Genomic DNA, 25,679 nt, shown 5'->3' with positions numbered 1-25,679 from the left:
GTGAAATACCAGTGGCTTTCTGATTCCTTGATTGAGGAACTGAAACATCCTTCTATTCCCATGCAACTTGTGTAACTTGTACGCTATATCTAGCGCCTTTGCGTAAGTCCTGAAATGATACGGTTCTAGACAAGCGTTATTCAGACTCGATTGAACTGGTCAGGCGACAATACTGGTCAGGCGGCAATACAGTGGGAATGAGCATCGCGTGATTCGGGGCATTGGCTTGACGCCGCTGTCTGTACGTCAATGGTGAAACTGGACTGAAATGTCCCTTGCGTAAGCCCTGTCCTTTACAAACTCAAGGGGAGGCGAACCGTGAAACTAGATCCCATCCCTTCCTGACTTTCTACAGTAATATCACCCCCCATCATCTGGCAGAAGTGACGGCTAATCGCCAACCCCAGTCCAGTACCGCCATACTTTTTCGTAGTCGAGGCATCTCCTTGCATAAAGGCTTGAAACAGTTGCTGTTGTTGTTCATCCGAGATCCCAATCCCAGTATCGGCGACCCGAAAAAGGATGAAGGACGTTTTCAAGGATGAAGGATGTAGGGTGGAAGAATCAGAGTTTCGGGTTTTTAGACTTGCTGCTGGTAGTTGACTCTGAGCGATCGCGCTTTCATCTTTCTGCACCGTCAGCGTCACTTTACCTTGCTCGGTAAACTTGGCGGCATTGGAGAGCAAATTAAACAATATCTGCCGCACCTTAATCTGGTCAGCGTACATGGTGCCCAGATTCTCGTCACAATGAACGTCTAAGACATTTCCATTCTTCTCTACTAACGGTTTTACTGTTATGACAACGCTAATAATTAACATTTTGATATCAAACGTTTCCGGGTAGAGGGTCATTTTCCCGGCTTCAATCTTCGACAAGTCGAGGATGTCATTAATCAGTGCCAGAAGATGTTTGCCAGCAGAGTTAATTGATTGAAGATCGCTAATAAAATCTTCATCGCTTAAGCCGAGATCCTGAGCATCTTCTTCGAGAAGTTTGCTCAAGTTAATGACAGCATTCAAGGGTGTACGCAGCTCGTGGCTCATATTCGCCAGAAACTGACTTTTCGAGGTACTAGAAGCTTCAGCTAATTCTTTCGCTTGTTGCAATTCTTTGGTTCGCTCGGATACCCGTTCGATGAGATGATTCAGAGAAGTGGCTAATGACCCAATTTCATCGCCAGTGGTAACAGGGGCACGCAGATCAAAATTAGATTCCCGTGCTACCTGCTGAGCCACTTGAGTAACCGTGACGACTGGCTGTGCGATCGCGCGACTGGTACGCAGCGCCATCGTCCCTGCGATCGCAACCGAAACAAGCATACTCAAGATAATAATGATTTTCTCCAGTCCTTGAGCATTCTCCATCACTTCTCTCCCTTGCTGCTCCTGCTTTTGAGCCATGTCAAGGAGGTTGCTCAATTGTGCATTGAAGCGCTCTAAAGTCATCGCTGACTCCCCACGGATCGTGATGAGTAGTTGCCGTCGTGCTGACTCAACCGCCTTTGGCTGCAATTGCAATTGGTCAATTGGTTGCAAGCTAGACTCAGTTTGCTGAACGTAGGAGTCCAAAGTAGTCGTGTAAGTCTGCAATAATTCCTGTATTGTGTCGGGGGTTGCTGCTAACCAGGCAGGGTTACTCTGGATGAAGCGTTCAATTTCCAGCCTCAACTTCTTAGCTCTGCTAACACAGTCGAAAAATTGCGCTTTTTCCAATTGCAGCTGTTGTGAATCCTCTAGTACAGCAGCTAAATGCGAACCATGTAATTGCACCTCGATGACCGCATCCTTAAAATTTCCGAGCAGTTGTGCTTGTACGTGGGCATCATTGAGTTGTTTGACGCCTTGCCCTTGGTAATAGTCTGCGATTACTAACCCAGCTAGCGAACCGAAAAAGCCAATCGCAATTGCTAGGAAATAGCCGTAGCCAATCTTTTGGTGGATGCGCCAAGAACCGGCTTTCGGTTGCCAAGGTAAGAGAGATTTTAGCGAGTGGCGGTCGGTCGAGAGCGGCTGAGTCGCTAAAACTTTTTGGCTCTGTGTGTTGTCGTCAGCAGCGGTTGGCTCTTGAGGTTGCATCAGCAGAAATTCCTTGCCTTGCTGCTAAAAATGACCAAATCAGCCCTATTAGATCGAGTCGAGTCTCGCTCGACACTTAGCTCCACTTCTTTTATAACAGCACCACCGCTGAGCCAATGTGATTTGTATGGTGTTTTAAACAAGATCGAGGAAAGGGTTAAGTTTCCAAAAATGTAACCTAAAGCACTACTCGAAAGCTACAGTGCCAGATTAGGAACACGAGATTATTTGTTGTTCTAATTTGTGTTCCAAAATATGAATCGCTTTCTCCCGTGTAGTGCTAAGCCGAATTTCTGGAATCGTGTAAAAATTGTTTCTCTAGCGCTGGGTATCCTCAGCCTGAGTGCCTGCCAATCTGCCCCGACGCTAGAGAAACTACCCAGAAGCCTGACTGTCTCCGGAAAAGGAGATGTCAGCATTCCGACAACGATCGCGCAAGCGCGTTTGGGTGTGGAAGTTCAGGGGAAAACTTCTCAGGAAGTTCAGCAGCAAGTCGCCCAACGCTCTTCTGCGGTAGTGAAACTGCTGAAATCCCGTCAGGTGGAAGAACTAAAAACGACTGGAATTACTCTCGCTCCTAACTATAGTTTCAAAGACGGTAAGCAAACCCTGAATGGATATATCGGCACCAACATTGTAAGTTTTCGGACTGGTCATGAAAAAGCCGGGACGCTGTTAGATGATGCCATCAAAGCCGGTGCAACACGAATTGATGGCGTTAATCTTGTTGCTGCGGATGAAGCGATCGCGCAGGCTCAACAAGAAGCGGTTAAGGAAGCCTCCGAAGACGCCCAGAAGCAAGCAGCAGCGGCTTTGGGGGCACTCGCTCTCAATCAGCGAGAAATTGTCAGCATTCAAATCAATGGAGTCAATCCACCACAGCCAGTCATCGCCTCCGAGCAGGCTTTATTATCCCCTCGAAATCAGGCTGCTAACACGCCGGTTGTGGGTGGCGAACAGAAGATTATTTCATCCGTTACCTTGCAAATTCGCTATTAAAGAGCGGCTTAACGTTTCAGGATGCGTCCAATCCAAATTACACCTAAAATCCCTAACCCAAACCAGATAGCTACGATAATAAAGGCAGCAATCCAATTCGTAGGTTTATCTTGAGCGATCGCAGTTGTTGCTCTTTCCCGAAAATCCGCCATCACGGCTGGGGGAATCATCTTCAGTACCAGCCAAATTCCCAGCGGCACAAGAATCAGATCGTCTAGATAACCAATGACTGGGATAAAATCTGGAATGAGATCGATCGGACTAAAGGCATAGGCGACGATCAACCCAGCCAATATCCTTGCATACCAAGGAACTCTGGGATCTTTACAAGCCAAGTAAATTGCGTAGGTTTCTTTTTTCAACCGATGGAGTTGTTGTTTCCATCCCTGCATTTGCGTTGACCTGAATGAACGTTAAACGCTAATGAAGCTGTAGCGATCGCTTACTGCAATACTTGAATAAGTTGCCACTCTCGGACTTTCCCGATCGCTCGGTAAGGCGAGGATAAATTGGCGAGTTGTTCTGACCTAATCCAAGCGTAGCTAGACGGTTGCAGCTCTGAAACTTGTTTAACCTGTTTCGCCAAATCGGGAGTGTAAAAGCATAGTAGCACTCCAGTTTTTCCCGTTCCTCTGATCCAATTCACTGGATGAGTTTGTAACACAGCAGCAATTTCCGGCTGCTGCATTAATGCCTTGATCTCAGGGTTGTAATCTCCGATTAAACCGGTGCTTCCCGCTACGGCTAAAGCAAACCAAGGTCCTACCAACCAAGCTGCTAACCAATAACGAGCCGTTAAAAACTTCTTGCCAAAGTAATAACGACCCATCCATACCACTGGTAACATTAGCCATCCCAACCCCAAACCGAGAGCGATCGCTCCATACTTTTGTATTTGTGCATCCCCTTTCACGCCAGGAATCGGAAAACTACCGTACAACGCCACACCTGCTAACACTAATAAACAAGCTAAGCCCCCAAAAGCATAACTAAGATTTTGCGGAAGCCATTTTCGCGGCGATGTATCCTCATAAATTCTGGCAAGCCAATCCAAAGCAAGTCCTGCCAACAAAGCCACAAAAGGATAAAGAGCCAAAGCATAATGGGGCAAACGAGTCGAGAAAAAACTCAGTTCTACAAACAGAATCAGCGGAAAAACCCCTAATATTAGCTTCTGTCGAGGAAGTAGATTTCGTAAACAAATGCCTATACCTAACAAACTGAAAAAAGGCCAGGGAAACGCTTTGACTGGAATATTCCAGAAATAGTAAGGCCAAGTATTTCCATCACTTTCATCTGAGCTAAGCCTGAAAATAAACTGGAACAATTCCTGAAAAGTATCTTTGTCATAGTACAGCCAGCCATTCAAAAGCCAGACGATTGTTGGACTGAAGCCAACTACAAAGCCTAAATAGAGCATGGGATTTGTGAGATGTCGGTGACGACGATGCTCCCAAATTAGGTAAGGTAACAGCGCGATCGCTGGCAAAAAAATCATATAGCTTCTGATTAAGAAGCCCAGGCCTAAACTTATACCAGCGACAAAGCTCCAAAAACCTTGATATTTTGGATGTCGTTCAGCTTTTAATAAAGACCAAATACCCAAAAGTGCCATGCAAACCATCGGCACATCTGGAACGGCTAATCGACTATATTGAAACCAAAAAAACTCAACACTTAGAATTGCCGCTGCTAACCATGCGGCTCGTTTACTTAACAAAATTGTCCCAATTTCATAGACCAATATCACGCTAATGATGCCAGCAATGATGCTCGGTATTCGCGCAGTTGCCTCACTAATGCCGAACAGCGAGAATGAACTGGCAATCAACCAATAGGCACCGGGAGTTTTACCATAATTAGCGATAGAGGGCTTTAACCAGTTGCTAGACTCCACTATTAATTTAGCTCGCCAAGAGTAAAGTCCCTCATCATGCGCCATTAGGCTTTGCTGTTCGTGACTGAATAGCAATAAAGGGACTGACCAAAGTAACAAGGTCAAATAGGGTAATAATGCCTGTAGGCGAGAGATTTTAAGCATTTGACTTCTCATTAAGCAGTCATTTTATTTAGTTGAAAATTAGCCTAGAAGATTTTAAGTTTTTTTATCTAAACTTTTTTGTTGACCCTCACAAAAAAGCCGAGAGGACACTGCTTTTTTCAAAGCAAGCATCTCTTCGGCTTTAAGCTTCGAGGTATTCAGGTACTTGAAGTACAAGGGTTAAGCAGTCGCTTCACACTCGGTCATTGCTTCCCGCAGGAGTGCTGCTTTGTCAGTTTGTTCCCAAGGCAAATCTAAATCCGTCCGTCCAAAGTGACCATAAGCAGCGACATCTTGGTAGAAACGACCGCCGCGATCGCTGGGTAGGTGACGTAATTTGAATTCTTGGAGAATCCCCGCTGGGCGCAATTCAAAGTTCTGTTTCACCAGTTCCAGTAAGCGCTCATCGTCTACTTTGCCGGTACCGAAGGTTTCTACCAAAATACTGACGGGTCGAGCAACGCCAATTGCATAGCTCAACTGGACTTCGCATTTTTCTGCCAAGCCAGCCGCCACAATGTTTTTAGCCACATAGCGACAAGCGTAAGCCGCACTGCGGTCTACTTTTGTCGGGTCTTTTCCGGAGAAGGCACCGCCACCATGACGGGAGTAGCCGCCATAGGTATCAACAATAATTTTCCGTCCGGTCAGACCAGAGTCGCCTTGAGGTCCCCCGATGACGAATTTGCCAGTGGGGTTGACTAGAAAGCGGGTTTCTTCGTCCGGCTGAATCGCCATATCCGCAAAAACGGGTTGTACAACCGCCGCCCACAAATCTTCTTTAATCTTGGCTTGGACTGCGGATTGCTCGCTAATTTCACCAATGTTGGCGGTGTGCTGGGTGGAAATCAGGATGGTGTCAATCCCAACGGGTTTCCCACCTTCATAGGCAACCGTTACTTGAGTTTTGCCGTCTGGACGCAGGTAAGGCAATTGTCCAGTTTTCCGAACTGCTGCAAGGCGGCGAGAAATTCGGTGTGACAAACTGATCGGCAAGGGCATCAGTTCTGGTGTCTCGTTGCAGGCGAAGCCAAACATGATGCCTTGATCGCCAGCGCCAATGGCGTCTAATTGGTCGTCGCTGGCTTCTACGCGGGTTTCCTGCGCGGTGGTAACACCTTGGGCAATATCTGGGGATTGTTCATCCAAGGCAACCAAGACTGAGCAGCTGTTGGCAGAGAAGCCATTATCGGCATCGGTGTAGCCGATCTCTGCAATTTTTTTCCGGGCTAAGTTAACGAAATTTACTTGAGCTTTGGTGGTAATTTCACCTGTGATTAGCACTAAGCCGGTGTTGACGACAACTTCTGCTGCGACGCGGCTGCTGGGGTCTTGTGTCAGTAGCGCATCTAGAATGGTGTCAGAAATCTGATCGCAGATTTTATCGGGATGACCTTCAGTAACAGATTCAGACGTAAATAGGTAGCGACGAGACAAGGGCAATTCCTCCTGGGATGATGGCTCTTGCTAGGGCAGTGATTTGAGTTAAGTTAAGCTATTTTAACCTGCGATCCTAAAAACATTGAGACGCGATCGCTATTATGGTCAATTTATTTGATAAAGCTTTGATGAAGCGAATCGACTGCCCTACTATTTGGCGTTACAGTGGGAAGACATCGGGATTCCCTTTGTAGCGGGAATTTTTCGATGATTTTTATCAGAATAGTCGCTCTTGGTGGACACGAAAGCGATCGCGCTCATGCCAATTACAAATAAATCGGTGACGCTGAGACGGTGCTAGTGATGACAGCAATTTTACCGACAGCCCAACCGGAGAAATCTTTTCCCCTAGTGCCGATGGTGAACCAGTAGCAGAAACCTATGACCATCTCTATGCCATTTTGACGACTTTGGAAGTCCTCAAACAATACTTGGTAGAGCGTCAGGCAACTGTTCTTGCTAACCAGTTTCTTGACTATTCCCAAGGCTTTCCTAAAAGGGAAACTACTTGGCTTTTACCGAGAAGATACTGGGGAAAAGTTGCTAATTGCCGATGAGCTAATGCAGGCGCTAAAGCGGGAAACTCAGAGGCGACAGCAGGCAGAAGAACAAGCCGAACAAGAACGCCAACGAGCTGAACAAGAACGCCAGCAGCGGGAATTCGCTCAACAACAGCTTGCCGATATGGAAAACCTGTTAGCTCGTTATCGCGATCGCTTTGGGAATTTGCCTGATAGCTAATGGCTAACGGGTGTCAGGGGTTCTCACCGATTAGCCATTAGCATCCAAAATTTGAATTTCGTCGAGTTGCGCGATCGCGACATCTGCACTTTCTAGATGCGCCGCCTCCGGTTTTCCCCAGCAGATGCCAATACAACCCGCCGCCCCCGCCTGACGTGCCATCTGAATATCTCCGGCAGAATCTCCCACCATCAGAGTATTGCTGGGTGAAACTCCCAGTCTCTGGCAAGCTTGCAAAAATAAGGCTGGATCGGGTTTAGTGGGACCTTCATCAACTCCCATCTCTAACTGGATGTAGGGCGAGAGCTGATGCCGTTTGACAAAAGCTTCTACTCGTGAAGTCGAAGCAGCTGATAAAATTCCTAATTTTAAGCCAGCTTGAAACAGAAGTTGCAGCACTTCCAAAGAACCGACAAATAAGGGGGAAGGGGCAGCATCTTTTAGAAATTGATCTGCTTCATTAAAGGCGCGACGAGCGATCGCTCTTGATTCCAGCCACCCCCGTCCGGTCTCAGCAATATAAGCAGCAGCAGTAATTTCATTCTCTCCATGACTACCTACTGCTAATAACCCCGTAGGGTCGAGAGTGTCTCCATTAATGCCAAACGCCATTAATAAAGGGTCTCCGGTTCCGGGGATTTGAGCGTCTATAATGCGCGATCGCTTTTGCCCCAACTTTCTCAAAAATGACTCCGAATCCTCTAGGGTGCCGTCCTTGTCAAAAATTACCGCCTGGATATTCGGGAACGTGACCTCTCGACAGCGAATTGTTACCAAAATTTCCCCCTCAACTCATTAAACTGCAATAAAAAAAGAGGGAAATTCCCTCTTTGGTCATCACTAATTTCAAATTTAAAATCTGAAATTTCTCTGTCTCCTAACAAAATTACTCTTGTTCTATAGCAGGTGACAGCTCTTTAGCTTCTGTATCAGGTGACTCTTCTTCCTCTTCTGTAGCGGGTGGCACCTCTTCAGCTTCGATAGCGGGTGGCACTTCTGCCTCTTCTGTAGCAGGTGGCACGTCTTCATCTTCGATAGGAGGTAGCGCTTCTTCGTCAGAAACGCCGATTTCTATAGAAGGTATCGTAGTGCCTTGCAGCTTGGCTCGCATCTGCTCCCGATACTTAGCCGCCATTTCTTCCGCCATGTCATAGACGCGATCGCGGTTCTTGATCATGTCGCCCGGTTCTGGCTCTAGCTGCTTGGTGGAGAGCGAAATCCGTCCCCGTTCAGCATCAAGGTCAATGATCATCACTTTCACTTCATCATTGACATTGAAGACGCTGTGAGGTGTGTCGATGTGGTCGTGGGAAATCTCGGAGATGTGCAGCAGTCCGCTGACGCCGCCAATATCGATAAATGCACCATAAGGCTTGATGCCTCGTACTGTTCCAATAACGACCTCGCCCACTTCCAGACGATTCATCTTCCGCTCGACTAGCGCCCGTCGGTGTGACAGAACTAGACGGTTGCGGTCTTCGTCTACCTCTAAGAATTTTAGCGGTAGTTCTTCACCAACCAAATCTTCCTTGGGTTTGCGAGTGCTGATGTGAGAACCAGGAATAAACCCGCGCAATCCTTCAATCCGTACCAACGCGCCACCGCGATTGGTAGCGAAGACAAGCGATCGCACTGTAGCGTCTTCTGTCTGCAACTGCCTGACTCGCTCCCATGCTCGCATATACTCAATGCGGCGGATGGAAAGGGTTAGCTGTCCATCTTCATTCTCGTCGGTCAGAATGAAAAATTCTCGCGTCTCGTTGGACTGCAACACTTCTTCCGGAGCATCAACCCGATTGATTGACATCTCCTGAATCGGAATATAAGCCGCTGTTTTAGCGCCAATGTCAATCAGAGCGCCCCTAGGCTCTAAACTGAACACGGTACCGGCGACAATATCACCGGGATTAAAGTGATAGTCGTACTTATCGAGTAGGGCCGCAAAATCTTCGTGAGAAAATCCAATATCTGCTGTAGCGGTTGTTTTCTGATTGACCATGCGTATCGTTTCCTGGTGTTATCTCCGTATTTAACTGTGCCTCCTGTCGATGTACGCCCACGTTTACCGCGTGCAGTTTACACCTACATAGCTCTCTCGCCAAACCTATTGTATGAGATTTTCTAGGAGCGAGAAGTTGTCCAGACAGGATATTATAACTTAGTTTGCTCATCCTCTGTCTAGCTAAAATTGCTCCCCAGCAGTAGGTAAGCGGTTTTTCAGCTAAAGCCTACATCCGAGGCAACAACTACTATTTCTGCATCTGGTTGCGGTAGTTTGCCGCCATTTCCTCAGCTTTTTCATAGACTTTCTGAGGATTTTTCAGCAGATCACCTGGTTCGGGTTCGAGTGCTTTTGTAGAGAGTGAGACGCGATTCTTCTCCACATCCATCCAAATAATCATCGCCTTTATTTCATCATTAACCTTGAAAATACTTTCAAGCGTGTCAAAGTGAGCGTGCGAAATCTCACGAATGTGCAAAAGAGCGTTAATGACTCCAATATTGACAAATGCACCATAAGGCTTGAGTGCAAGTAATCGACCAACAACGACTTGACCAACTTCTAGATGCTTTATCCCGTCTGGGTACAGCGCCAGTCGGTGGGAGAGAAACAAGCGAAAGCAGTCTTCATCTACCTCGACGATTTTCAAAGGTAGTTCTTCTCCAAATAACTCTTTTAATGGTTTACACGTACCCAACAAATTATTGGGAATGAAACTACGCAACCCCTCAATCTTAACTAATAGGCCAGCAGCACCACAGGTGTTATAAACTTTAGCGTACACTGTGACGTTTTCTGCTTGCATTTGACGCACTCGTTCCCAAGCCAACTTTTTCTCAAGCTGTCGTATCGAAAGACCGAGTATCAAATTCCCCACTTCATCGTATTGGTTCACGATCAAGAATTCACGGGTTTCATTAAGCTGCAAGACTTCTTCTGGTGAGTCAATCTCATTGATTGACATTTCCCGAATTGGGAGAAAAATAGCTGTTGGTGCGCCAATATCAATTAAAGCGCCTTCCGGCTCCAGAGCGATCGCTTTACCAATTACAACGTCGCCAGGACGAAAGCTAGATAAATTCGAGTTCAAAAATGTTCGGCTGTAACCACCGCATCTCTAGCGCATACTGTAGCAGCTTTGTCAACCGCTAGTTACTAATAACCAATAAACAAAGAAGCCTGGATTGCTGTGTCACCAGGCTCTGATAAGGAAGGCTTATTATTTTCGAGAGGATCTGTTAGTTCAGTGTCTTCCTCTGTTCCACTGCCATGACTTCGCAGATGATTCAAGGTATCCACAAAATCTCGAATTCCTTGAAACTGCCGATAGACCGAGGCAAAACGGATATATGCAACTTCGCTGATAGATTGCAGACGCTGGAGGACTAATTCCCCAATTTCTTGACTGGTGACTTCTCTGATGATGCGCTGCTGTAATTCTGCTTCAATTTCATCAACCAATACTTCCAGAGTTCCTTGGGGGATGCCGGTTTTTTCACAGGCTCGAACAATCCCACGAATTAACTTGGAACGATCAAAGGAGTCTCGCTGACCTCCCCGTTTGATCACCGTAATTGGAACAAATTCAATGCGTTCGTAGGTAGTGAAGCGATGATTGCACTTCAAACACTCGCGGCGTCGCCGGATACTTTGTCCGGCTTCCGTGGAACGGGACTCAAGGACACGGCTATCGGTGTACTGGCATAAAGGACATTGCATTTTAAAAAGTCCTCGCTTGTTGGATAGACGAGCGTGAGGAAGGATTAGAATTATCTGCCACTTTACTAAAGAAATACCTAAAATTGGAAAAGCTGAGCCGGTTATTATCTTAACCCTTGTGGAAATACAAGGGTTAAGACAGTTGCGGCTCAGTAGCTTTTCCTAAATATTAAGTTGTAGTGCTGCGAGCTTTAGGTGCGAACTACTTCTTCTCAATCCGAGGAGGTTCGCGGAAAGCGATCGCAAAGAAGAGAGTACCCAATGCGAGGGTCAAAATCAAAATGTAAGCAGCGGCTTCCATATCAGAATTTCCTGATTGTTTGCTTTACTACCAGTCTACCTTGTCAAGAAAAACTAAAAAGGCAAAAGGTCAAAGAAAAATACTTAACTTTTGCCTTTCGCCTGATTACATTTCTAGACAGCTTCCTTCTTGCGGGTACTCTTGTCACCCACTTTCTGGAACAGACCCCACTCAACCTGCTCTTCCAGGTCAGCCTCAACCCCAGCAAACACATCCCGGAACAGAGTCCGAGAGCCATGCCAGAGGTGCCCGAAGAAGAACAGCAGAGCAAATACAGCGTGTCCGAACGTGAACCAGCCACGGGGACTGGTGCGGAACACCCCGTCAGAATTCAGCGTTTCGCGGTCGAATGCAAAAGGCTCACCCAGCTGAGCTTTCCGAGCAAATTGCTTCACTTTAGCGGGGTCATCAAAAGTTTTCCCATCCAAAGCACCGCCGTATAAGCTTACGGTGACACCCGCTTGCTCAAAGCTATTTTTTGATTCTGCCCGACGGAACGGAATATCGGCGCGAATCACACCGTCTTTATCGGTCAAGATCACGGGGAAGGTTTCAAAGAAGTTGGGAAGACGACGTACCGACAATTCCCGACCTTCAGCATCTTTGAATACTGGATGCCCTAACCAAGCCTGAGCAATCCCATCTCCTTTATTCATTGGACCTGCGCGGAACAAACCACCCTTCGCAGGGCTGTTTCCGACATAGTCATAAAATGCGAGTTTTTCTGGAATTTGCGACCAAGCTTCGGAAGCGCTCGCCCCTTCAGCAATATTGGCTTGAATGCGCCGGTCAATTTCTTGCTTGAAGTAACCGCCATCCCACTGATAGCGGGTGGGACCAAACAGCTCAATCGGAGTTGTAGCACTGCCGTACCACATCGTACCTGCCACAACGAAGGCGGCAAAGAATACAGCGGCAATACTGCTGGAAAGCACGGTTTCGATGTTCCCCATCCGCAAAGCTTTGTAGAGCCGCTCTGGGGGTCGAACTGCTAGGTGAAACAAACCAGCGATAATTCCTACGACACCTGCTGCAATGTGGTGAGCGACGACACCGCCAGGATTGAACGGATTAAAGCCATCGGGTCCCCACTCTGGCGCGACAGGTTGGACGCTGCCAGTGATACCGTAGGGGTCGGAAACCCACATACCAGGGCCAAATAGCCCCGACAGGTGGAATGCACCGAATCCAAAGCACAAAAGACCCGACAAAAGCAGGTGAATGCCAAACATCTTTGGCAAGTCGAGCGCTGGTTGGCCGGTGCGGGGGTCTCTAAACAGTTCCAAATCCCAGTAAACCCAGTGCCAGACGGCAGCTAGGAACAGCAGACCGGAAAGGACGATATGAGCGGCAGCAACGCCTTCAAATGACCATACGCCAGGGTAGTTTCCTGAGCTGCCAGTAATGCTCCAACCACCCCAGGATTCGGTTACACCCAAGCGAGCCATGAATGGCAGTACAAACATCCCCTGACGCCACATGGGGTTCAGGACTGGGTCGCTGGGGTCAAAAATTGCGAGTTCGTACAGGGCCATCGAACCGGCCCAGCCTGCCACGAGGGCAGTATGCATCAGGTGTACAGATATCAATCGACCTGGATCGTTCAGGACGACTGTGTGTACTCGGTACCAGGGTAGTCCCATTGACTACGCTCCTCCTCAGATGAATAAGTGTCTACTTCGACGCTTCTTTTTTTATGTGCGATTTGCCGTTGTTTACCATAATCTAAGCCAGAGAAGCTCTCTTGCAAGACTGCGGGACTGTTTCACAAGGCAAAAGTGAAAATGAAAGATTATGTTACCTACTCTTAGCTTCAAGAGCCATGCCGATTGCAGGCTTTTTGCATGAGAGTTTCGCGTACTTGATGTTTTACCTCGGCAGATGTTACAGACACGATTTATCATGTCGATGAGGTTTTTGGCCTCGTCACACCAGGTTCACGCCATTCCTAGGTCGGAAGACCGAGGGGAGTTACCATTTAAAGAAGTGTAACTATTGTTAGAATCCATTGCAAGCGGGTTGACAGTTGGGATTAAGGTAGCGATCGCATTCTTAACCTTTCATCCCGACTCCTGGGTGCTGCTGAGTTGGGGTAACGCTGCTGACTCGTTCATTCTCTGGATGACCTCTTCAGCATCAATCAAGCGTTTTAGCACTACTTGACCAATATTCTGATTGGCTGACTCAGTTGGGACATGAGCTGTGGGTTTGACTTCGACCATAAGAATGGCGTCTTCTACTCGATACAGCCACAGTTTTTCGCCTTGCTCGAAGATGCAAAGGTTCATTTGCTGAATTTCGGGTTTGCGTCGCCAAGAGTTTTCGTTCCACAAGCCGCCGAATTCCCATACTCGACCGACAGTCCATCCATCAGAAAGGAAAAAATACTTCACGAACTTTCAACTTTCTTTATACAGGCCCTAGATTTGGAAGTTGTTCACCATTAACTACCACTTCTATCACCCAGATGTCCTGGTTATGACGAAATCCACTCAGCAAAAGAATATAAATTAAACTTATAAGTATATTTTGTTACCCTTTCCAAGAAGCATGACTGGCGATCGCCCTTATGTGAGCTTGAGGGAATGCAAAAGGATTCAAGGCGAAGCGAACAAAGCGTCCCTTGGCTAACGTATCTTGGTTGATGAAGGCGATCGCACTTTATATGATTTAAAATAAAATACTCTACAAAAAAGATACTTTAGCTAGATAATAATGAATTAAAAAGACACGGAAAACCGTGTCTTTTTAAAACGTTTTATGCAACTTTTTCCCTATAAAGTAAAAACAGACAAAGCAAGAAAACTTAATCTGCCAGAACTTCCCAGGTCAAAGTGTAGTCTGCATCATCCTCAGTAAACTTACCCCGTTGCTCTCCACGACCTAATTGACTACTTGAAGCATTTAACGTGCCCAGATAATCATCCTTATCGAAAATCCCCGTATCTTGGTCATAAAGCCGAATTTCAGCAGAAGATGTAAAAGAAATCGGCGGGATATAAGTGAGGTTGCGTGCTTCGCGATCGTTGATACTTTGTACGCCTCCAACTTGTTGTCCATTCACAACCAAGTAAGCTTCATCAGCCCCGGCGTTGTCTTCAGTCCGTTCGCAGTACAGAGAAATCAATCTGAGTTTTGGCATAGTAACCAACCTTGTATTCAATCGACAAATCTTGAATACGAAACCTCATCCGACAAATCCGAGTGATATGCTTTAACTTGAAAAGAATCACCCGATAGAATTAAGTCTATATACTGTCTAAATCGGGTTTATTTTGCCACTCAATGGCTGAAACTCCAAGCAGACTGGTGTAATCGCTAATATGAAGGATGAGTCCTTGCTACTCAGACACTTACCATGACCATGACCACGCGATCGCCCGTAGAATTTCAAGACGCTTTTGATGTTGTTGTAGTCGGAGCCGGACACGCCGGTTGCGAAGCTGCCCTCGCTACAGCACGATTGGGCTGTCGTACCCTGCTGCTGACCCTTAACTTGGACAAAATTGCTTGGCAACCGTGTAACCCAGCAGTCGGTGGCCCTGCCAAGTCCCAAGTGACTCACGAAATCGATGCGTTGGGTGGGGAAATTGGAAAAATGGCGGATCGCACCTACCTACAAAAGCGGATTCTGAACTCGTCACGGGGACCTGCGGTGTGGGCATTGCGGGCGCAGACGGATAAACGGGAATATGCGGCGGTAATGAAGGAGATTGTCGAGAACCAGGAAAACTTGATAATCCGCGAAAGCATGGTCACAGATTTGGTAATGGGCGCTAACGATGAAGTGATTGGCGTCGAGACTTATTTTGGCGTGGCGTTTGGGTGCAAAGCAGTCATCCTGACGACGGGGACTTTTTTGGGGGGTCGCATCTGGGTCGGAAACAAGTCGATGTCAGCAGGTCGTGCGGGGGAATTTGCCGCAGTTGGGTTGACGGAAACCTTGAATCGGCTAGGGTTTGAAACAGGGCGACTAAAGACGGGGACTCCAGCACGGGTCGATAAGCGATCGCTAGACTATACTAATTTGGAACCCCAGCCGGGTGATACGGAGGTGCGGTGGTTCAGCTTTGACCCCTCAGTTTGGGTGGAACGGGAGCAGATGCCTTGTTATCTCACCCGGACGACGCCGGAGACTCATCGGATTATTCGAGAAAATCTGCATCTGTCGCCAGTTTATGGCGGTTGGGTGGATGCAAAGGGGCCGCGTTATTGTCCTAGCATCGAAGATAAAATTGTGCGCTTTGCCGATAAGGAAAGCCACCAGATTTTTATTGAACCGGAAGGACGGGATATTCCAGAACTTTATATTCAAGGCTTTTCGACGGGATTGCCAGAGAATTTGCAGTTGCAAATGTTGCGAAGTCTCCCCGGTCTAGAAAACTGTACGATGCTGCGTCCAGCTTACGCGGTGGAGTATGATTACTTACCCGCAACTCAGTGCTATCCGACACTGATGACCAAAAAGGTAGAGGGACTATTTTGTGCTGGGCAAATTAACGGCACGACCGGCTATGAAGAAGCCTCTGCTCAAGGCATTGTAGCGGGAATTAATGCAGCTCGATTTGTCCGCAATCAAGAAATGATTGTATTCCCGCGCGAACACAGTTACATCGGGACGCTGATGGACGATCTGTGTACCAAAGATTTGCGGGAACCTTACCGGATGCTAACTAGCCGATCTGAGTATCGGTTGTTACTGCGGTCGGATAATGCAGATCAGCGCTTGACGCCGCTGGGTCGGGAAGTCGGCTTAATTGATGACCGTCGCTGGGAGTTGTTCCAACACAAGCAAGCGAATATTGCTGCTGAGAAGGAACGGTTGTACTCGACGCGGATTAAGGAGCATGATGAGATCGGGAAGGCGATCGCGTCTGACACCCAACAAGCCATCAAAGGCTCGATTACTCTGGCTGATTTGCTACGACGCCCTGGTTTCCATTACGTTGACTTAGATCGTTACGGACTGAGCAACCCCAGTCTAGACTCCGTGGAGAAAGAAGGGGCAGAAATCGATCTCAAATATTCTGGGTATCTCCAGCGTCAGCAGCACCAAATTGACCAAGTGATCCGTCATGCAAACCGCCAGCTACCGCCGGATCTAAATTATGCAGCGATCGAGACTCTCTCGAAGGAGTCTCGTGAAAAGTTAGCGCAAGTGCAACCGCTCACGATTGGTCAAGCAGCTCGAATTGGCGGCGTCAATCCGGCTGATATCAACGCTTTACTGGTATATCTAGAATTACGCTCTCGGCAAACCGCCTTGGTTAGCAGCCAGTCATCGTAGAGGCTTTTTTGGTACCGCCTCCTTGCCTGAGTGAGTGGTAAAAACATCAACAACTGACCGAGAGACGAGATTCGTCGCCTGTCTACCCGTTGACAATTGACAAGTGACAAAAAGCATGGTTTGCTAACTGGGTCAAGCCCAATTTAACGACAAAATTGGCTTGGTCGCCACGGGAAAATATAAGCTAGAAGTAAGGCGTTCTTTGAACCAATCAGTCAGGGAGCATTGACAACTGATTGCCTTAGGGAATAATGTCCCACAATTAGGAATTTCTGTACCGATATAAGCCCCATCAAATGTCTTAAGGCTTATCGTTGATTCAGTGTAGCCACGAGAGTGAGCAATCGATGACTCAGGATGTTAGCAATAACCAGAGGGACTCAGCACCCTTGGCAAATTCCACTTCTATCCAACCTTGGTCGGTTGACAAATATGCCGATCAATTGATGGACGACTTGTTTGCAGACATCGACCGGGTTTTGGAGGGCGGTAGCATCTCAACTCCAGAGCAGCCGCAGTCAGAGTATATCTCCTTACAACCTGTCCAAGTTTCGCAAGTCACCTTGCCCCCTACCTGGGTGCCACCAGAGGAGCTGCTCCCGGAGCAACCAGACAATACACCCCGCAGTATTGTGCAAACGCCTCTAGCGCTGGATATCAGCGTAGAGGAGATTCAACCCGAAGACAACAAGGATCGTGGGGAAGGCAAATTATTTGAGAAACTCCTGCTGGGACTGGCTTTGACATCGGCGGCAGCTACATTGCTGCTGTGGCTGGTGAGTCAGGGCAGGCTAAATTGGCTCTTTTCGCCCCCCGCAACGGTTACACCCGTCAGCCAAGAGGTTCAGTCTAAAGCAGATGAGCAGTTTGTGAACTATATGCAGCGATCGCTCGAAGTCATCGATCGCAAAGCTGACGCGAACAAACGCACGGGAAGTGCCGCCGCGCCCCAAGGGACTAATCTGCCGCCCGTGACAACTGTCCCCGGAAATGCGGCTGGGACAGCAAGAGGATCGGGTGTTATGGAAAGAGTCTACATTCCCATCTATCCATCACCCCAAAGTCAGTCTGTGGTTCCACAATCTGCCCTAGGATTGCAAGGCGTTTCCCCCTTAGTGCGTCCTCCCTTGCTTCCATCACTGCCAAGGCGTCCGGTACCGCCGGTGCGTCCCGCGCCCTCAGTGAGTTCGATGCTGCCAGTACGTCCCGCGCCCTCAGTGAATTTGATGCCGCCAGTGCGTCCCAAACCCCCAGTCAGTCGTCCGGCACCGTCGGTTCGTCCCTCAGCACCCTCATTGGGTTCCAAACCTCTGACACTGCCTCCGATGGCTGCCACAATGCCTCGGCTTCCCATCCCTGCCTTACCACCCCTGGCACCCCCAGCACCCCCCGCGCCCCCAGCCGCAGTACCCGCACCCAACCCAGATCCGGCTCCTACGGCGACGCATACGCTTGTGGGAGTCTTAGAATTGGGCGATCGCTCTGCTGCTCTATTTGACTTCGGCGGTGTTGCCAACCGCATCCGCGTGGGCGAAAACATTGGCTCTAGCGGATGGACTTTGGTTTCCATCTCGAATCAGGAAGCGGTTATCCGACGCAACGGAGAAGTCCGTTCTGTTTATGTTGGGCAGAAGTTTTAAATGAGTCATTAGAGATCACTCATAAGTCTATTACTAATGACTAATGACTAATGGCTGATGAGCGATCGCGCCTAATTGCTAACATGGTGACAAACCTGTAGTGGGAGTTCTTGCAGTGGGTCTATTTGACGATTTCAGCCGGTTTTTAGAAACCCGATTAGAAGAATTCTTGCGGAATAATCCTCATTTGGAATTACAGGCGCTAGAGGAGCAGCTACGGGAACAAGAAGATGATGCCCTTAAGCTGATTGCAGACCTGCAACTGCAAGAGAAAAAATTACAAGATGAAATCCTCTCAACCGCTCAAGAAATTCAGCGATGGCATGTCCGGATTGAAAAGGCAAAAGCTGCCAACAGGTTCGATTTAGTCCAGCCTGCCCAAGAGCGAGAAGCAGCCCTGCTACGTCAAGGTAATCAACTTTGGGGACAGATGCAAGGGATTAAACAGCGAAGCGAGCAAGCAAAACAGCTACAGCGTCAAATTCAAGTTCGCCGCCAGGAAGTCCATACCAAAGCTGTTCAGGCGCAAGCAGCGCGTACAAGTTCTCAAGCTCAGCAGCGTGCGGAGACGGTTGGCTGGAATCAGAATTACCACCGCCCAATCAACAGTGGTCCCGATCCATTAGAGGCTAAATTTAAGCACTGGGAAGCGGACGACGAGCTTGAGCAGTTGAAGCGAAATATTGGGCGGTGAAGAGTTTTTGAGATGGGTAATGGGTAGAAGTGATATTAACTCTGGTTGATTACCCGTAATAAAAGAACCCCACCCCGCTATCGCCTGCGGCTTCAGCGCTCCTCCCCGCTTGCGGGGAGGGGTTGGGGGTGGGGTTCCTAGAGATTTTTGTACTAGCGAGATTTCATATCTGCGATCGCGCCTCTGGTCACTCCAGCGATCGCTTGCTCCGTTGCCTTGGGTAAGTGATAATATTTTCCCCCTGATTGCTTTGCTAATTCCTTCGCGAAGCCAGTGGAAATAAATTTATTTTCCGTATCAATCACTAACAACTGAATCCCCAAAGCGCGAATTCTAGAAGCAATATCCAACAATTCAGCTTTAATATCGGGCTTTTCCCCTTCCTGTATCGGTTCGCCCAAAGAACGAGCTAAAGGAATATTGCCCCGTCCATCGGTAATCGCCACAATCACCACCTGACCAATATCTCCAGACATCTGAGCATTCATCCCGACGCGCACTGCCTGAGTCAAACCATGAGCCAGAGGGGAGCCGCCGCCACAAGGCAATAGCTCCAGACGCCGCCGCGCTAAGGCAATCGAACGGGTTGGCGGTAGCAGCACATCGGCTTGTTCTCCCCGGAAGGGAATTAACGCCACTTGGTCGCGGTTCTGATAGGCTTCCGTCAGCAGGCGCATCACTGCACCCTTGGCTGACTGCATTCGGTTGAGCGCCATTGAGCCAGAGGCATCGACAACGAAAACGACGAGCGCTCCGGCTTTACGGACTAAGCGTTTGGAGCGAACATCCCCCTGTTCGACGAATACCCGCCGATCTCCTCTTTGTCCTCCCTGACCCAGTGGAGATTGAGCGATCGCGGCATCGTTTCGCTCCCGCCGAGCCTTTTGGTAGGGTGCAGCGGCTCTGAGCGTTGCATCAACGGCAATTCGCCGCACCTTGCCTTTCGGCAACATTGGCTTGACGTAGCGCCCTCGATCTTCTGAAATGATGAGACTGCGACTGCCCGACTTGCCGTGACGTTGCGCCATTTGAGCAAAGTAAAGCACGGTAGGGTCGAGGATGACACCCTCTGGATCGAAGACAAATTCTTCCGGAATACTCGACTGATCCTCTTGGGGTTCTTCCGGTTCCTCTTCATCCTTCTCATCCGGCTCATCTTGCTCTTGCTGAGATTCGTCTTGGGGCGGTGGCGGTGGGGGCGGTGGCGGTGGGGTTTCTTCTGGTGGTGTCTGCACGACTGTAGCGCGGGGCACGATCACCAATTCCACGGCACGGCGCAAGTCTTCCGCCGTCACATTAGTGCGTCCCTCTAAAGCAGCAGCCGCCTTGGCAACTCGCACCGCAAAGAGTTCGGCTCGATGTCCCTGCACTCCGCCTCGAATTGCTTCATCAACTAGATAAGCAATTTGCTCGCGGGTGATGCGAACATCCTTCAGCCATTCCCGCGCCAAGACGATCTGAGTTTTCAGGTTGTCGATGTCTTCGGTGTACTGTTCTAGAAATTTTTCTGGGGATTTGGCGTAGGCGAGTGCTTGTTCTACTGCTTGCACTCGTTCATCTAAGCCGAGGACACCATCAGCGGAAAGCGCGATCGCAATTCTGTCGAGCAAATGTTCTCGCAGTGGTCCTTCTTCTGGGTTGTAAGTGGCAATAAATAAAGGCTTACAAGGATGCTGAAAGCTAATCCCTTCCCGCTCAATCTGGTTACGTCCTTCAGATAAAACAGTCAGCAGTTGGTTAGCAATTTGCTCATCAAGTAGATTAATTTCGTCTACATAGAGGACACCCCGGTGTGCTGTCGCCAGTAACCCAGGCTGAAATATCGTGTCCCCCTGTTTAACGGATTGCTCGACATCCACAGAACCCAGCAGTCGATCTTCTGTGATTCCCAAAGGAATTTGCACGAATGGAGCCGGAATCACTTGAGCGTCAATCGGAGCATCCGGCTGGGCATTCGCTTCTACCAATAATTTGTCATCCCACTCGCTGGGAGAATCGGGGTCGCAATTGCTAATCGATCCTTTGATGACTTCAATGGGGGGCAGGAGAGAGTGCAAGGCGCGTGCCATGACCGATTTAGCAGTCCCGCGACGACCCGCGATCGCTACCCCTCCCAGTCCGGGATCAATTGCTGCCAATAGCAGCGCCATTTTTATTGCTTCTTGCCCCACAACAGCAGCAAGGGGGAAGGCGGGGTTAGCTACAGATGCAGGCATATTTTTAAAGCGATGCAAGTCCAATTTTTCAGCATAGCGCAAAGTTTGTCGCCTTCAACTAAGTCCTACGCTTCAAATCAACCCAATTACTCTTGACATCCAATTTTTGCTGATGTTACATTCAACGCAGGCAGAAAAAAATTACGCATTAAAAATCGCGGAGTTTTGAATGCTGTCTCAGGTGCAGGGTTTTTAGTCTCTTGCTGAGCGTCTCAATCAATCATTTGGTTGAACATTCAGTCTGATATTAGGTCAATTTAACGACCAAAATTTCGGGAAAATGACAAAATATCCGGCTTAATGTTCAATCAAGTGATTGATTGACCGCTTGTTAAGAGGCGAAAAACCCTACACCTGAGACTGCAAATTCAATAATTCCCAAGCAGAAAAGTTGATTAGGCTATTAACTTATTTGGGGTTTATTTTATCTTTATTAAATCCCTATAAGCGGCTTTTTGCTAAAGCTAAATGCACGATTTTTGGATGTCCATTAACTTAGTATTTGGACGTATCAAAATGACAAGTATTCTTGGCTCTTCCCAAATAAAAACAAACAATCAAGAACCCTTAGTTTCGATTTATTGGGATTCTCAAAACGTCCCCTTCACAGAAAGAAATGCAAAGTTATTGGTAAGTTTTGCCAATTTGCAAGGACATTTGATAAGTGCAAAGGTTTACTACAATTCAAAGTGCATAAACATGGCTTATGACAAAGAAAATCTAGAAAACCTTGGTTTTGCTGGTATTGATGTTCCTTGTCCTTTAAAAAATAGTGCTGATAATCAATTGATGGCTGACTATCTTGAAGATATTCACGGCAACCAACCTCCCGATGTGGCTATTATTGTATCAGGAGATGGGGATTTCAAATACTTAGTTTTGAATCAGAAAAAGTTGAGTAAAAAGGCGATAGTTGTCGCTCGACAAGGCAATGTGAAGCTAAGCCTAAAAATTGTTGCTGATGAAATTTACTTTTTAGACGAGTTACCTAACTTAGTTCGCAACAAGGCTGTGATTTAGAAAGATGGCAAGTTGTCTGATATCAACTACGATGATGCTGTTGACTGCCTTATTGAAGCTATCAAAACTGCGGTCAGCAAAGGTAAGCGTACAACATATTCCATCATTGCTAGCCTGATGAGTCACAGTCAGTGTTTTCCCAACTATAAAGGGGGTTCCACTATTTGTAAACCTGACGGTACGAAATTTAGACGCTTCAAAAAATTTGTTGCTGCTGTTGAAAAAGAGGGGAAAATCAAATTGCAAAATGAAGAAATGTTGTTAGTATAGTTAAGCAGATTGCTAAAAGCTAGATAATCAAGCGATCGCTACTTATCAAAAACTCGGTTTGATATAGAAACTGGGTTTATCCAAAAACCGCTATTGAGCGGTTTTTTCGTGTTCACCTAGTTAATAGCCATCAATGACTTGTACTGATATTTCCATGCAATTAATTTACCCAAAACTAGGAGCAATCAAAATGGAATTTCCAAATTTTCAGAATGAAAAACTCTTGCTTCATGCGCTTACACACCGTTCTTATGCCAATGAAAATCCCGGAGAGTGCGAAAACAACGAACGTCTAGAATTTTTGGGTGACGCTTTGCTAACTTTCTTAAGTGGCGAATATCTCTATCGTCGTCACCCACAAATGGGAGAAGACCAAATGACTCGTAGGCGTTCCGCGCTGGTAGATGAAAAGCAGCTAGCAAAGTTCGCTACCGAGATAAATTTAAACTTCAAAATGCGGTTAGGTCAAGGTGCCATTCGTGAGGGAGGCTACTATAATCCAAATTTACTCAGCAGTACCTTTGAAGCCATCGTCGGCGCTTATTATCTAGATAACAATTTAGATGTTGAGAAAGTCCGCGATTTTGTAGAACCACTATTTGATTCCGTTCCGGAGGATATTGTAGTGTCTCTCTCCAAGGTGGACTCGAAAAATCGGTTTCAACAATGGGTGCAAGCAAATCCTGACCTTGGCTCAACACCACCGAAATATGTCACCAAACAAGCAGGCGGAACACCCCACGCCCCAGAGTTCATCGCCACAGTGCTTGTGGGCGATAAAGCCTACGGGGAAGGTAAAGGACGCAGCAAAAAAGATGCTGAGAAAGCTGCTGCTGAAGATGCACTGTCCAAACTGAAAAAACGAGGGCTGATGTAAGCTGGAATTCTGGAGAAACTCTAACTTTCGGGTCTTTTAACTTCTTGACAAGGCGCTGCAAACTCAAAGAAGAGTGGTAGTGCAGGCTAGAAGTTAGTTATGAAGCCAAAAGATATAGTAGGACTGCTTAAAGACACATTTGCGGAGTGGCAAGAAGATAAGGCATCGCGGTTAGCGGCGGCGCTGGCGTATTACACCGTGTTTTCTTTGGCACCGCTAGTTATTATTGCGATCGCGATCGCGGCTTTGGTATTTGGGCAAGAAGCCGCTGAGGGGGGAATTGTTACGCAACTTCGAGAATTGCTAGGCAAGCAGGGTGCTGAAGCTGTCCAAGAGATGATCCAAAATTCTCGCAAGGCAGAGGAAGGCACAATTGCCACTCTGATTAGCGTTGGTCTCCTCCTGTTCGGTGCCTCCGGCGTTTTTGGTCAGCTGCAAGATTCACTCAACACCATCTGGGAAGTCGCCCCCAAGCCTGGACGCGGCATCAAAGGCTTTATCAAAGACCGATTTTTGTCCTTTGCAATGGTACTGGGCATCGGCTTTTTGCTCTTAGTTTCGTTGATCTTGAGTGCCGGCTTGACATCAGTAGGCGACTATTTGGGCCACTTGATACCCGGTTTGCCCTTCCTGCAAGCCCTAAACTTTTTCATCTCCTTCGGCGTCGTGACGGTGCTGTTCGCGTTGATGTTTAGAATTTTGCCAGATGCCAAAATTGCCTGGGGTGACGTTTGGATCGGTGCCGCCATCACCTCTTTACTATTTACCATTGGTAAGTACTTACTGGGGTTGTATCTTGGCAATGGCAGCGTCGGCTCAACCTACGGCGCAGCTGGCTCCTTTGTGGTGCTGCTGTTGTGGGTGAATTATTCCGCCCAGATTCTCTTTTTTGGTGCCGAATTTACTCAAGTCTATGCCAACAAGTACGGCTCTCGAATTGTCCCCTCTAAGAATGCCGTACCCCTTAGTGAAGAAGCGAGGGCAAAGCAGGGAATACCGCGCACTGACGACATCAAAGCCGCTGCCGCACAAGACCAAGGCGATCGCTCCTCTGGAACCTCTACCAGCACCATACAACGGGTAAATCCGCCAAAGTCCAGACACCCGATGGTAACAGTCCTCGCCTTAATGATTGGCGTTTACCAAGGCTTTGCATCTCTAGTGGGAGCCAAGGGGAAGAAGAACAAACAAAAATGATGTATTCTGAGGAATTTTGCAGAGATTTATTAGGTGAGTTTTCTTAGGGCGCAGAGGCTATCAATATATGTTTTGGTTTGTTACAAGTTTCTCATAAGTATTGACTTTCTTAGGCAAGATAGCAGTAAAGGCAGAAACAACTTTAGCTTGTGCCTTGTCCACCCCTTACGGAAATGGTAACGGAAGATGCAAAAGGCTAGCCTTCCGTTCTTTGCAATATAGATTTTTTTATACTTCTGGCAGTCCTTTTAGCCCTTGCATTTACTGACGCTGACCTTTAGGGTAAAGTCTTAATGTACGAAAAGCGAGGTTTTTGCGCTCTAGAAGACAACTCGATTTACTGGTTTGCCGCCATAAACCACTTCTTCCTTGCCTAAAAAACAAGAAGATAAGACAACAATAAGTCTCTTTAATAAAGGATTAAATTTATGAGTTCTTTGGAAGAAAATTCCATCAATTATATAGAATTGGAATCCGCTCAAACAAATCCAATTAAGTCTAAAAGTGATTCCTCGCTTCCTAGTGTAAATGGGACAGAAAGTGGAAATCTCGATAAAGTCAGAGATATTCTTTTTGGGAATCAGACGCGAGAATACGAAAAAAGGTTTGCTCGTTTGGAAGAACGTTTAGTGAAAGAATCCACTAACTTACGCGATGACACGAGAAAACGTTTAGATAATATTGAAAACTACCTCCGAAAAGAACTTGAATCTATAACTGACCGATTAAAAACTGAGCAATCAGAACGAGACGAATCAGTAAAAGGGCTTTCTCAGGAATTAAAAAACTTGATTGGTTCTTTGGAAAAGAAGCTCGCGCAACTGGATGAACAAACTACAACGAAAGAGCGAGAGTTACGTCAGCAGATTTTAGAACAATCTAAAAATTTGGACGATGAGATTAGGCAAAAATATGAAGAACTTTTGGCTGCGCTTGAACGAGAAGCCCAAGAACTTCGTAAGGATAAAACAGACCGTTCAACTCTGGCATCTCTGTTTGCAGAACTAGCAATGAGACTTAACACTCAACCGGGAATTTCTCGAAATGAATAATTTTTCTACAAAAGAGATTTTTAAGGGGGGAATCCAAAATTATCCGTCCATAGACTACTAAATCGCTCTAGCTCCCTCATCTGATGTCGGCATAATAATTTAGTT

At 47.3% G+C, this 25,679-nt stretch carries 22 protein-coding genes and 2 pseudogenes; 11 read left to right on the top strand and 13 right to left on the bottom strand.

Translation table 11 applies throughout. The features are described from left to right. Nucleotides 1-113: 113 nt before the first annotated feature. Nucleotides 114-266: pseudogene (locus NDI33_RS19775) on the top strand (IS701 family transposase); the annotation flags it as partial. A gap of 27 nt (nt 267-293) precedes the next feature. On the opposite strand, the gene NDI33_RS19770 reads toward NDI33_RS19775, so the two are convergent. Continuing rightward, nucleotides 294-2,078, bottom strand: coding sequence for an ATP-binding protein (locus NDI33_RS19770; protein WP_190677975.1), 1,785 nt, complete (start codon nt 2,076-2,078; stop codon nt 294-296). 255 nt (nt 2,079-2,333) lie between these two features. Between NDI33_RS19770 and NDI33_RS19765 the strand changes: the two genes are divergently transcribed. Continuing rightward, nucleotides 2,334-3,077 (top strand): SIMPL domain-containing protein, encoded by a 744-nt coding sequence (locus NDI33_RS19765; protein ID WP_190677971.1) that lies wholly within the window; start codon nt 2,334-2,336, stop codon nt 3,075-3,077. A gap of 8 nt (nt 3,078-3,085) precedes the next feature. On the opposite strand, the gene NDI33_RS19760 is transcribed toward NDI33_RS19765, so the two are convergent. The 3 genes from NDI33_RS19760 to metK all read right to left on the bottom strand — a co-directional run bounded on the left by NDI33_RS19760 (nt 3,086) and on the right by metK (nt 6,555). Then, a complete protein-coding gene (locus NDI33_RS19760; protein ID WP_190677967.1) occupies nt 3,086-3,469 on the bottom strand; it encodes a YkvA family protein in 384 nt (127 codons plus the stop codon). A gap of 50 nt (nt 3,470-3,519) precedes the next feature. Beyond that, the gene (locus NDI33_RS19755; RefSeq protein ID WP_199302569.1) at nt 3,520-5,118 is read right to left on the bottom strand and encodes a glycosyltransferase family 39 protein; all 1,599 of its coding nucleotides are present in this window, start codon (nt 5,116-5,118) and stop codon (nt 3,520-3,522) included. A 180-nt stretch (nt 5,119-5,298) separates the two neighbouring features. Continuing rightward, nucleotides 5,299-6,555: a methionine adenosyltransferase gene (metK, locus tag NDI33_RS19750; protein ID WP_190526496.1), complete on the bottom strand. Its 1,257-nt coding sequence runs from the start codon at nt 6,553-6,555 to the stop codon at nt 5,299-5,301. A gap of 306 nt (nt 6,556-6,861) precedes the next feature. Between metK and NDI33_RS19745 the strand changes: the two are divergent. Then, a pseudogene (locus NDI33_RS19745) lies at nt 6,862-7,299 on the top strand (hypothetical protein). Nucleotides 7,300-7,329: 30 nt separating this feature from the next. Here NDI33_RS19745 and NDI33_RS19740 read toward each other — a convergent pair. From NDI33_RS19740 to NDI33_RS19705, 8 genes are all read right to left on the bottom strand, one after another. Continuing rightward, nucleotides 7,330-8,076, bottom strand: coding sequence for an HAD family hydrolase (locus NDI33_RS19740; protein ID WP_190677960.1), 747 nt, complete (start codon nt 8,074-8,076; stop codon nt 7,330-7,332). A gap of 109 nt (nt 8,077-8,185) precedes the next feature. Beyond that, the gene (locus tag NDI33_RS19735; protein WP_190433695.1) at nt 8,186-9,298 is read right to left on the bottom strand and encodes a 30S ribosomal protein S1; all 1,113 of its coding nucleotides are present in this window, start codon (nt 9,296-9,298) and stop codon (nt 8,186-8,188) included. Nucleotides 9,299-9,548: 250 nt separating this feature from the next. Then, nucleotides 9,549-10,391: a S1 RNA-binding domain-containing protein gene (locus tag NDI33_RS19730; RefSeq protein ID WP_190677957.1), complete on the bottom strand. Its 843-nt coding sequence runs from the start codon at nt 10,389-10,391 to the stop codon at nt 9,549-9,551. A gap of 65 nt (nt 10,392-10,456) precedes the next feature. Further along, nucleotides 10,457-11,020 carry a transcriptional regulator NrdR gene (gene nrdR, locus NDI33_RS19725; RefSeq protein WP_190411293.1) on the bottom strand — a complete coding sequence of 188 codons (564 nt, stop codon included), beginning with the start codon at nt 11,018-11,020 and terminating at the stop codon, nt 10,457-10,459. A 202-nt stretch (nt 11,021-11,222) separates the two neighbouring features. After that, nucleotides 11,223-11,321, bottom strand: a complete 99-nt coding sequence (locus NDI33_RS19720; RefSeq protein ID WP_190411294.1) for a photosystem II reaction center protein T — start codon at nt 11,319-11,321, stop codon at nt 11,223-11,225. Nucleotides 11,322-11,434: 113 nt separating this feature from the next. Further along, a complete protein-coding gene (gene psbB, locus NDI33_RS19715; RefSeq protein WP_190425144.1) occupies nt 11,435-12,964 on the bottom strand; it encodes a photosystem II chlorophyll-binding protein CP47 in 1,530 nt (509 codons plus the stop codon). Between the two features lie 417 nt (nt 12,965-13,381). Next, complete coding sequence (locus NDI33_RS19710; protein ID WP_190425142.1) at nt 13,382-13,714, bottom strand: hypothetical protein; 333 nt, start codon at nt 13,712-13,714, stop codon at nt 13,382-13,384. Nucleotides 13,715-14,127: 413 nt separating this feature from the next. After that, on the bottom strand, nt 14,128-14,463 hold the full coding sequence (locus NDI33_RS19705; RefSeq protein ID WP_190425141.1) for a hypothetical protein: 336 nt from the start codon (nt 14,461-14,463) through the stop codon (nt 14,128-14,130). 222 nt (nt 14,464-14,685) lie between these two features. On the opposite strand from NDI33_RS19705, the gene mnmG reads away from it, so the two are divergent. From mnmG to NDI33_RS19690, 3 genes are all read left to right on the top strand, one after another. Then, the gene (gene mnmG / locus NDI33_RS19700; protein WP_190677989.1) at nt 14,686-16,608 is read left to right on the top strand and encodes a tRNA uridine-5-carboxymethylaminomethyl(34) synthesis enzyme MnmG; all 1,923 of its coding nucleotides are present in this window, start codon (nt 14,686-14,688) and stop codon (nt 16,606-16,608) included. Nucleotides 16,609-16,955: 347 nt separating this feature from the next. Continuing rightward, entirely contained in the window at nt 16,956-18,248 is a 1,293-nt protein-coding gene (locus NDI33_RS19695; RefSeq protein WP_190677954.1) for a hypothetical protein, read from the top strand. 115 nt (nt 18,249-18,363) lie between these two features. Next, nucleotides 18,364-18,942: a TIGR04376 family protein gene (locus NDI33_RS19690; protein WP_190425136.1), complete on the top strand. Its 579-nt coding sequence runs from the start codon at nt 18,364-18,366 to the stop codon at nt 18,940-18,942. 152 nt (nt 18,943-19,094) lie between these two features. Here NDI33_RS19690 and bchD read toward each other — a convergent pair whose 3' ends face one another. After that, a complete protein-coding gene (bchD, locus tag NDI33_RS19685; RefSeq protein ID WP_190677951.1) occupies nt 19,095-21,158 on the bottom strand; it encodes a magnesium chelatase ATPase subunit D in 2,064 nt (687 codons plus the stop codon). Nucleotides 21,159-21,641: 483 nt separating this feature from the next. Here bchD and NDI33_RS19680 point away from each other — a divergent pair, with 483 nt between their 5' ends. The 5 genes from NDI33_RS19680 (at nt 21,642) to NDI33_RS19660 (ending at nt 25,574) form a co-directional block, all read left to right on the top strand. Further along, entirely contained in the window at nt 21,642-22,178 is a 537-nt protein-coding gene (locus tag NDI33_RS19680; protein WP_348245658.1) for an NYN domain-containing protein, read from the top strand. 12 nt (nt 22,179-22,190) lie between these two features. Next, on the top strand, nt 22,191-22,448 hold the full coding sequence (locus tag NDI33_RS19675; RefSeq protein WP_190677947.1) for a hypothetical protein: 258 nt from the start codon (nt 22,191-22,193) through the stop codon (nt 22,446-22,448). 190 nt (nt 22,449-22,638) lie between these two features. After that, the gene (gene rnc, locus NDI33_RS19670; protein WP_190677944.1) at nt 22,639-23,325 is read left to right on the top strand and encodes a ribonuclease III; all 687 of its coding nucleotides are present in this window, start codon (nt 22,639-22,641) and stop codon (nt 23,323-23,325) included. Between the two features lie 99 nt (nt 23,326-23,424). Next, nucleotides 23,425-24,522 carry a YihY/virulence factor BrkB family protein gene (locus tag NDI33_RS19665; protein WP_190677942.1) on the top strand — a complete coding sequence of 366 codons (1,098 nt, stop codon included), beginning with the start codon at nt 23,425-23,427 and terminating at the stop codon, nt 24,520-24,522. Between the two features lie 428 nt (nt 24,523-24,950). Then, nucleotides 24,951-25,574: an OmpH family outer membrane protein gene (locus tag NDI33_RS19660; RefSeq protein WP_190677940.1), complete on the top strand. Its 624-nt coding sequence runs from the start codon at nt 24,951-24,953 to the stop codon at nt 25,572-25,574. The last annotated feature ends 105 nt before the right edge of the window (nt 25,575-25,679 follow it).

The sequence above is a fragment of the Trichocoleus sp. DQ-A1 genome (assembly GCF_039961955.1).
Taxonomy (GTDB): Bacteria; Cyanobacteriota; Cyanobacteriia; order Cyanobacteriales; family FACHB-T130; genus FACHB-T130.
Note: the sequence above shows the minus strand (reverse complement) of the source record. Positions and strands in the feature narration are given on the sequence as shown.

Coding starts and splice junctions, on each gene's coding strand:
- NDI33_RS19705 (WP_190425141.1), bottom strand. CDS start 14,463: ATGCCAAAACTCAGATTGATTTCTCTGTACTGCGAACGGACTGAAGAC.
- psbB (WP_190425144.1), bottom strand. CDS start 12,964: ATGGGACTACCCTGGTACCGAGTACACACAGTCGTCCTGAACGATCCA.
- NDI33_RS19770 (WP_190677975.1), bottom strand. CDS start 2,078: ATGCAACCTCAAGAGCCAACCGCTGCTGACGACAACACACAGAGCCAA.
- NDI33_RS19660 (WP_190677940.1), top strand. CDS start 24,951: ATGAGTTCTTTGGAAGAAAATTCCATCAATTATATAGAATTGGAATCC.
- NDI33_RS19765 (WP_190677971.1), top strand. CDS start 2,334: ATGAATCGCTTTCTCCCGTGTAGTGCTAAGCCGAATTTCTGGAATCGT.
- rnc (WP_190677944.1), top strand. CDS start 22,639: ATGGAATTTCCAAATTTTCAGAATGAAAAACTCTTGCTTCATGCGCTT.
- NDI33_RS19695 (WP_190677954.1), top strand. CDS start 16,956: ATGACTCAGGATGTTAGCAATAACCAGAGGGACTCAGCACCCTTGGCA.
- NDI33_RS19760 (WP_190677967.1), bottom strand. CDS start 3,469: ATGCAGGGATGGAAACAACAACTCCATCGGTTGAAAAAAGAAACCTAC.
- NDI33_RS19755 (WP_199302569.1), bottom strand. CDS start 5,118: ATGCTTAAAATCTCTCGCCTACAGGCATTATTACCCTATTTGACCTTG.
- bchD (WP_190677951.1), bottom strand. CDS start 21,158: ATGCCTGCATCTGTAGCTAACCCCGCCTTCCCCCTTGCTGCTGTTGTG.
- NDI33_RS19665 (WP_190677942.1), top strand. CDS start 23,425: ATGAAGCCAAAAGATATAGTAGGACTGCTTAAAGACACATTTGCGGAG.
- nrdR (WP_190411293.1), bottom strand. CDS start 11,020: ATGCAATGTCCTTTATGCCAGTACACCGATAGCCGTGTCCTTGAGTCC.
- NDI33_RS19735 (WP_190433695.1), bottom strand. CDS start 9,298: ATGGTCAATCAGAAAACAACCGCTACAGCAGATATTGGATTTTCTCAC.
- NDI33_RS19720 (WP_190411294.1), bottom strand. CDS start 11,321: ATGGAAGCCGCTGCTTACATTTTGATTTTGACCCTCGCATTGGGTACT.
- mnmG (WP_190677989.1), top strand. CDS start 14,686: ATGACCACGCGATCGCCCGTAGAATTTCAAGACGCTTTTGATGTTGTT.
- NDI33_RS19680 (WP_348245658.1), top strand. CDS start 21,642: ATGTCCATTAACTTAGTATTTGGACGTATCAAAATGACAAGTATTCTT.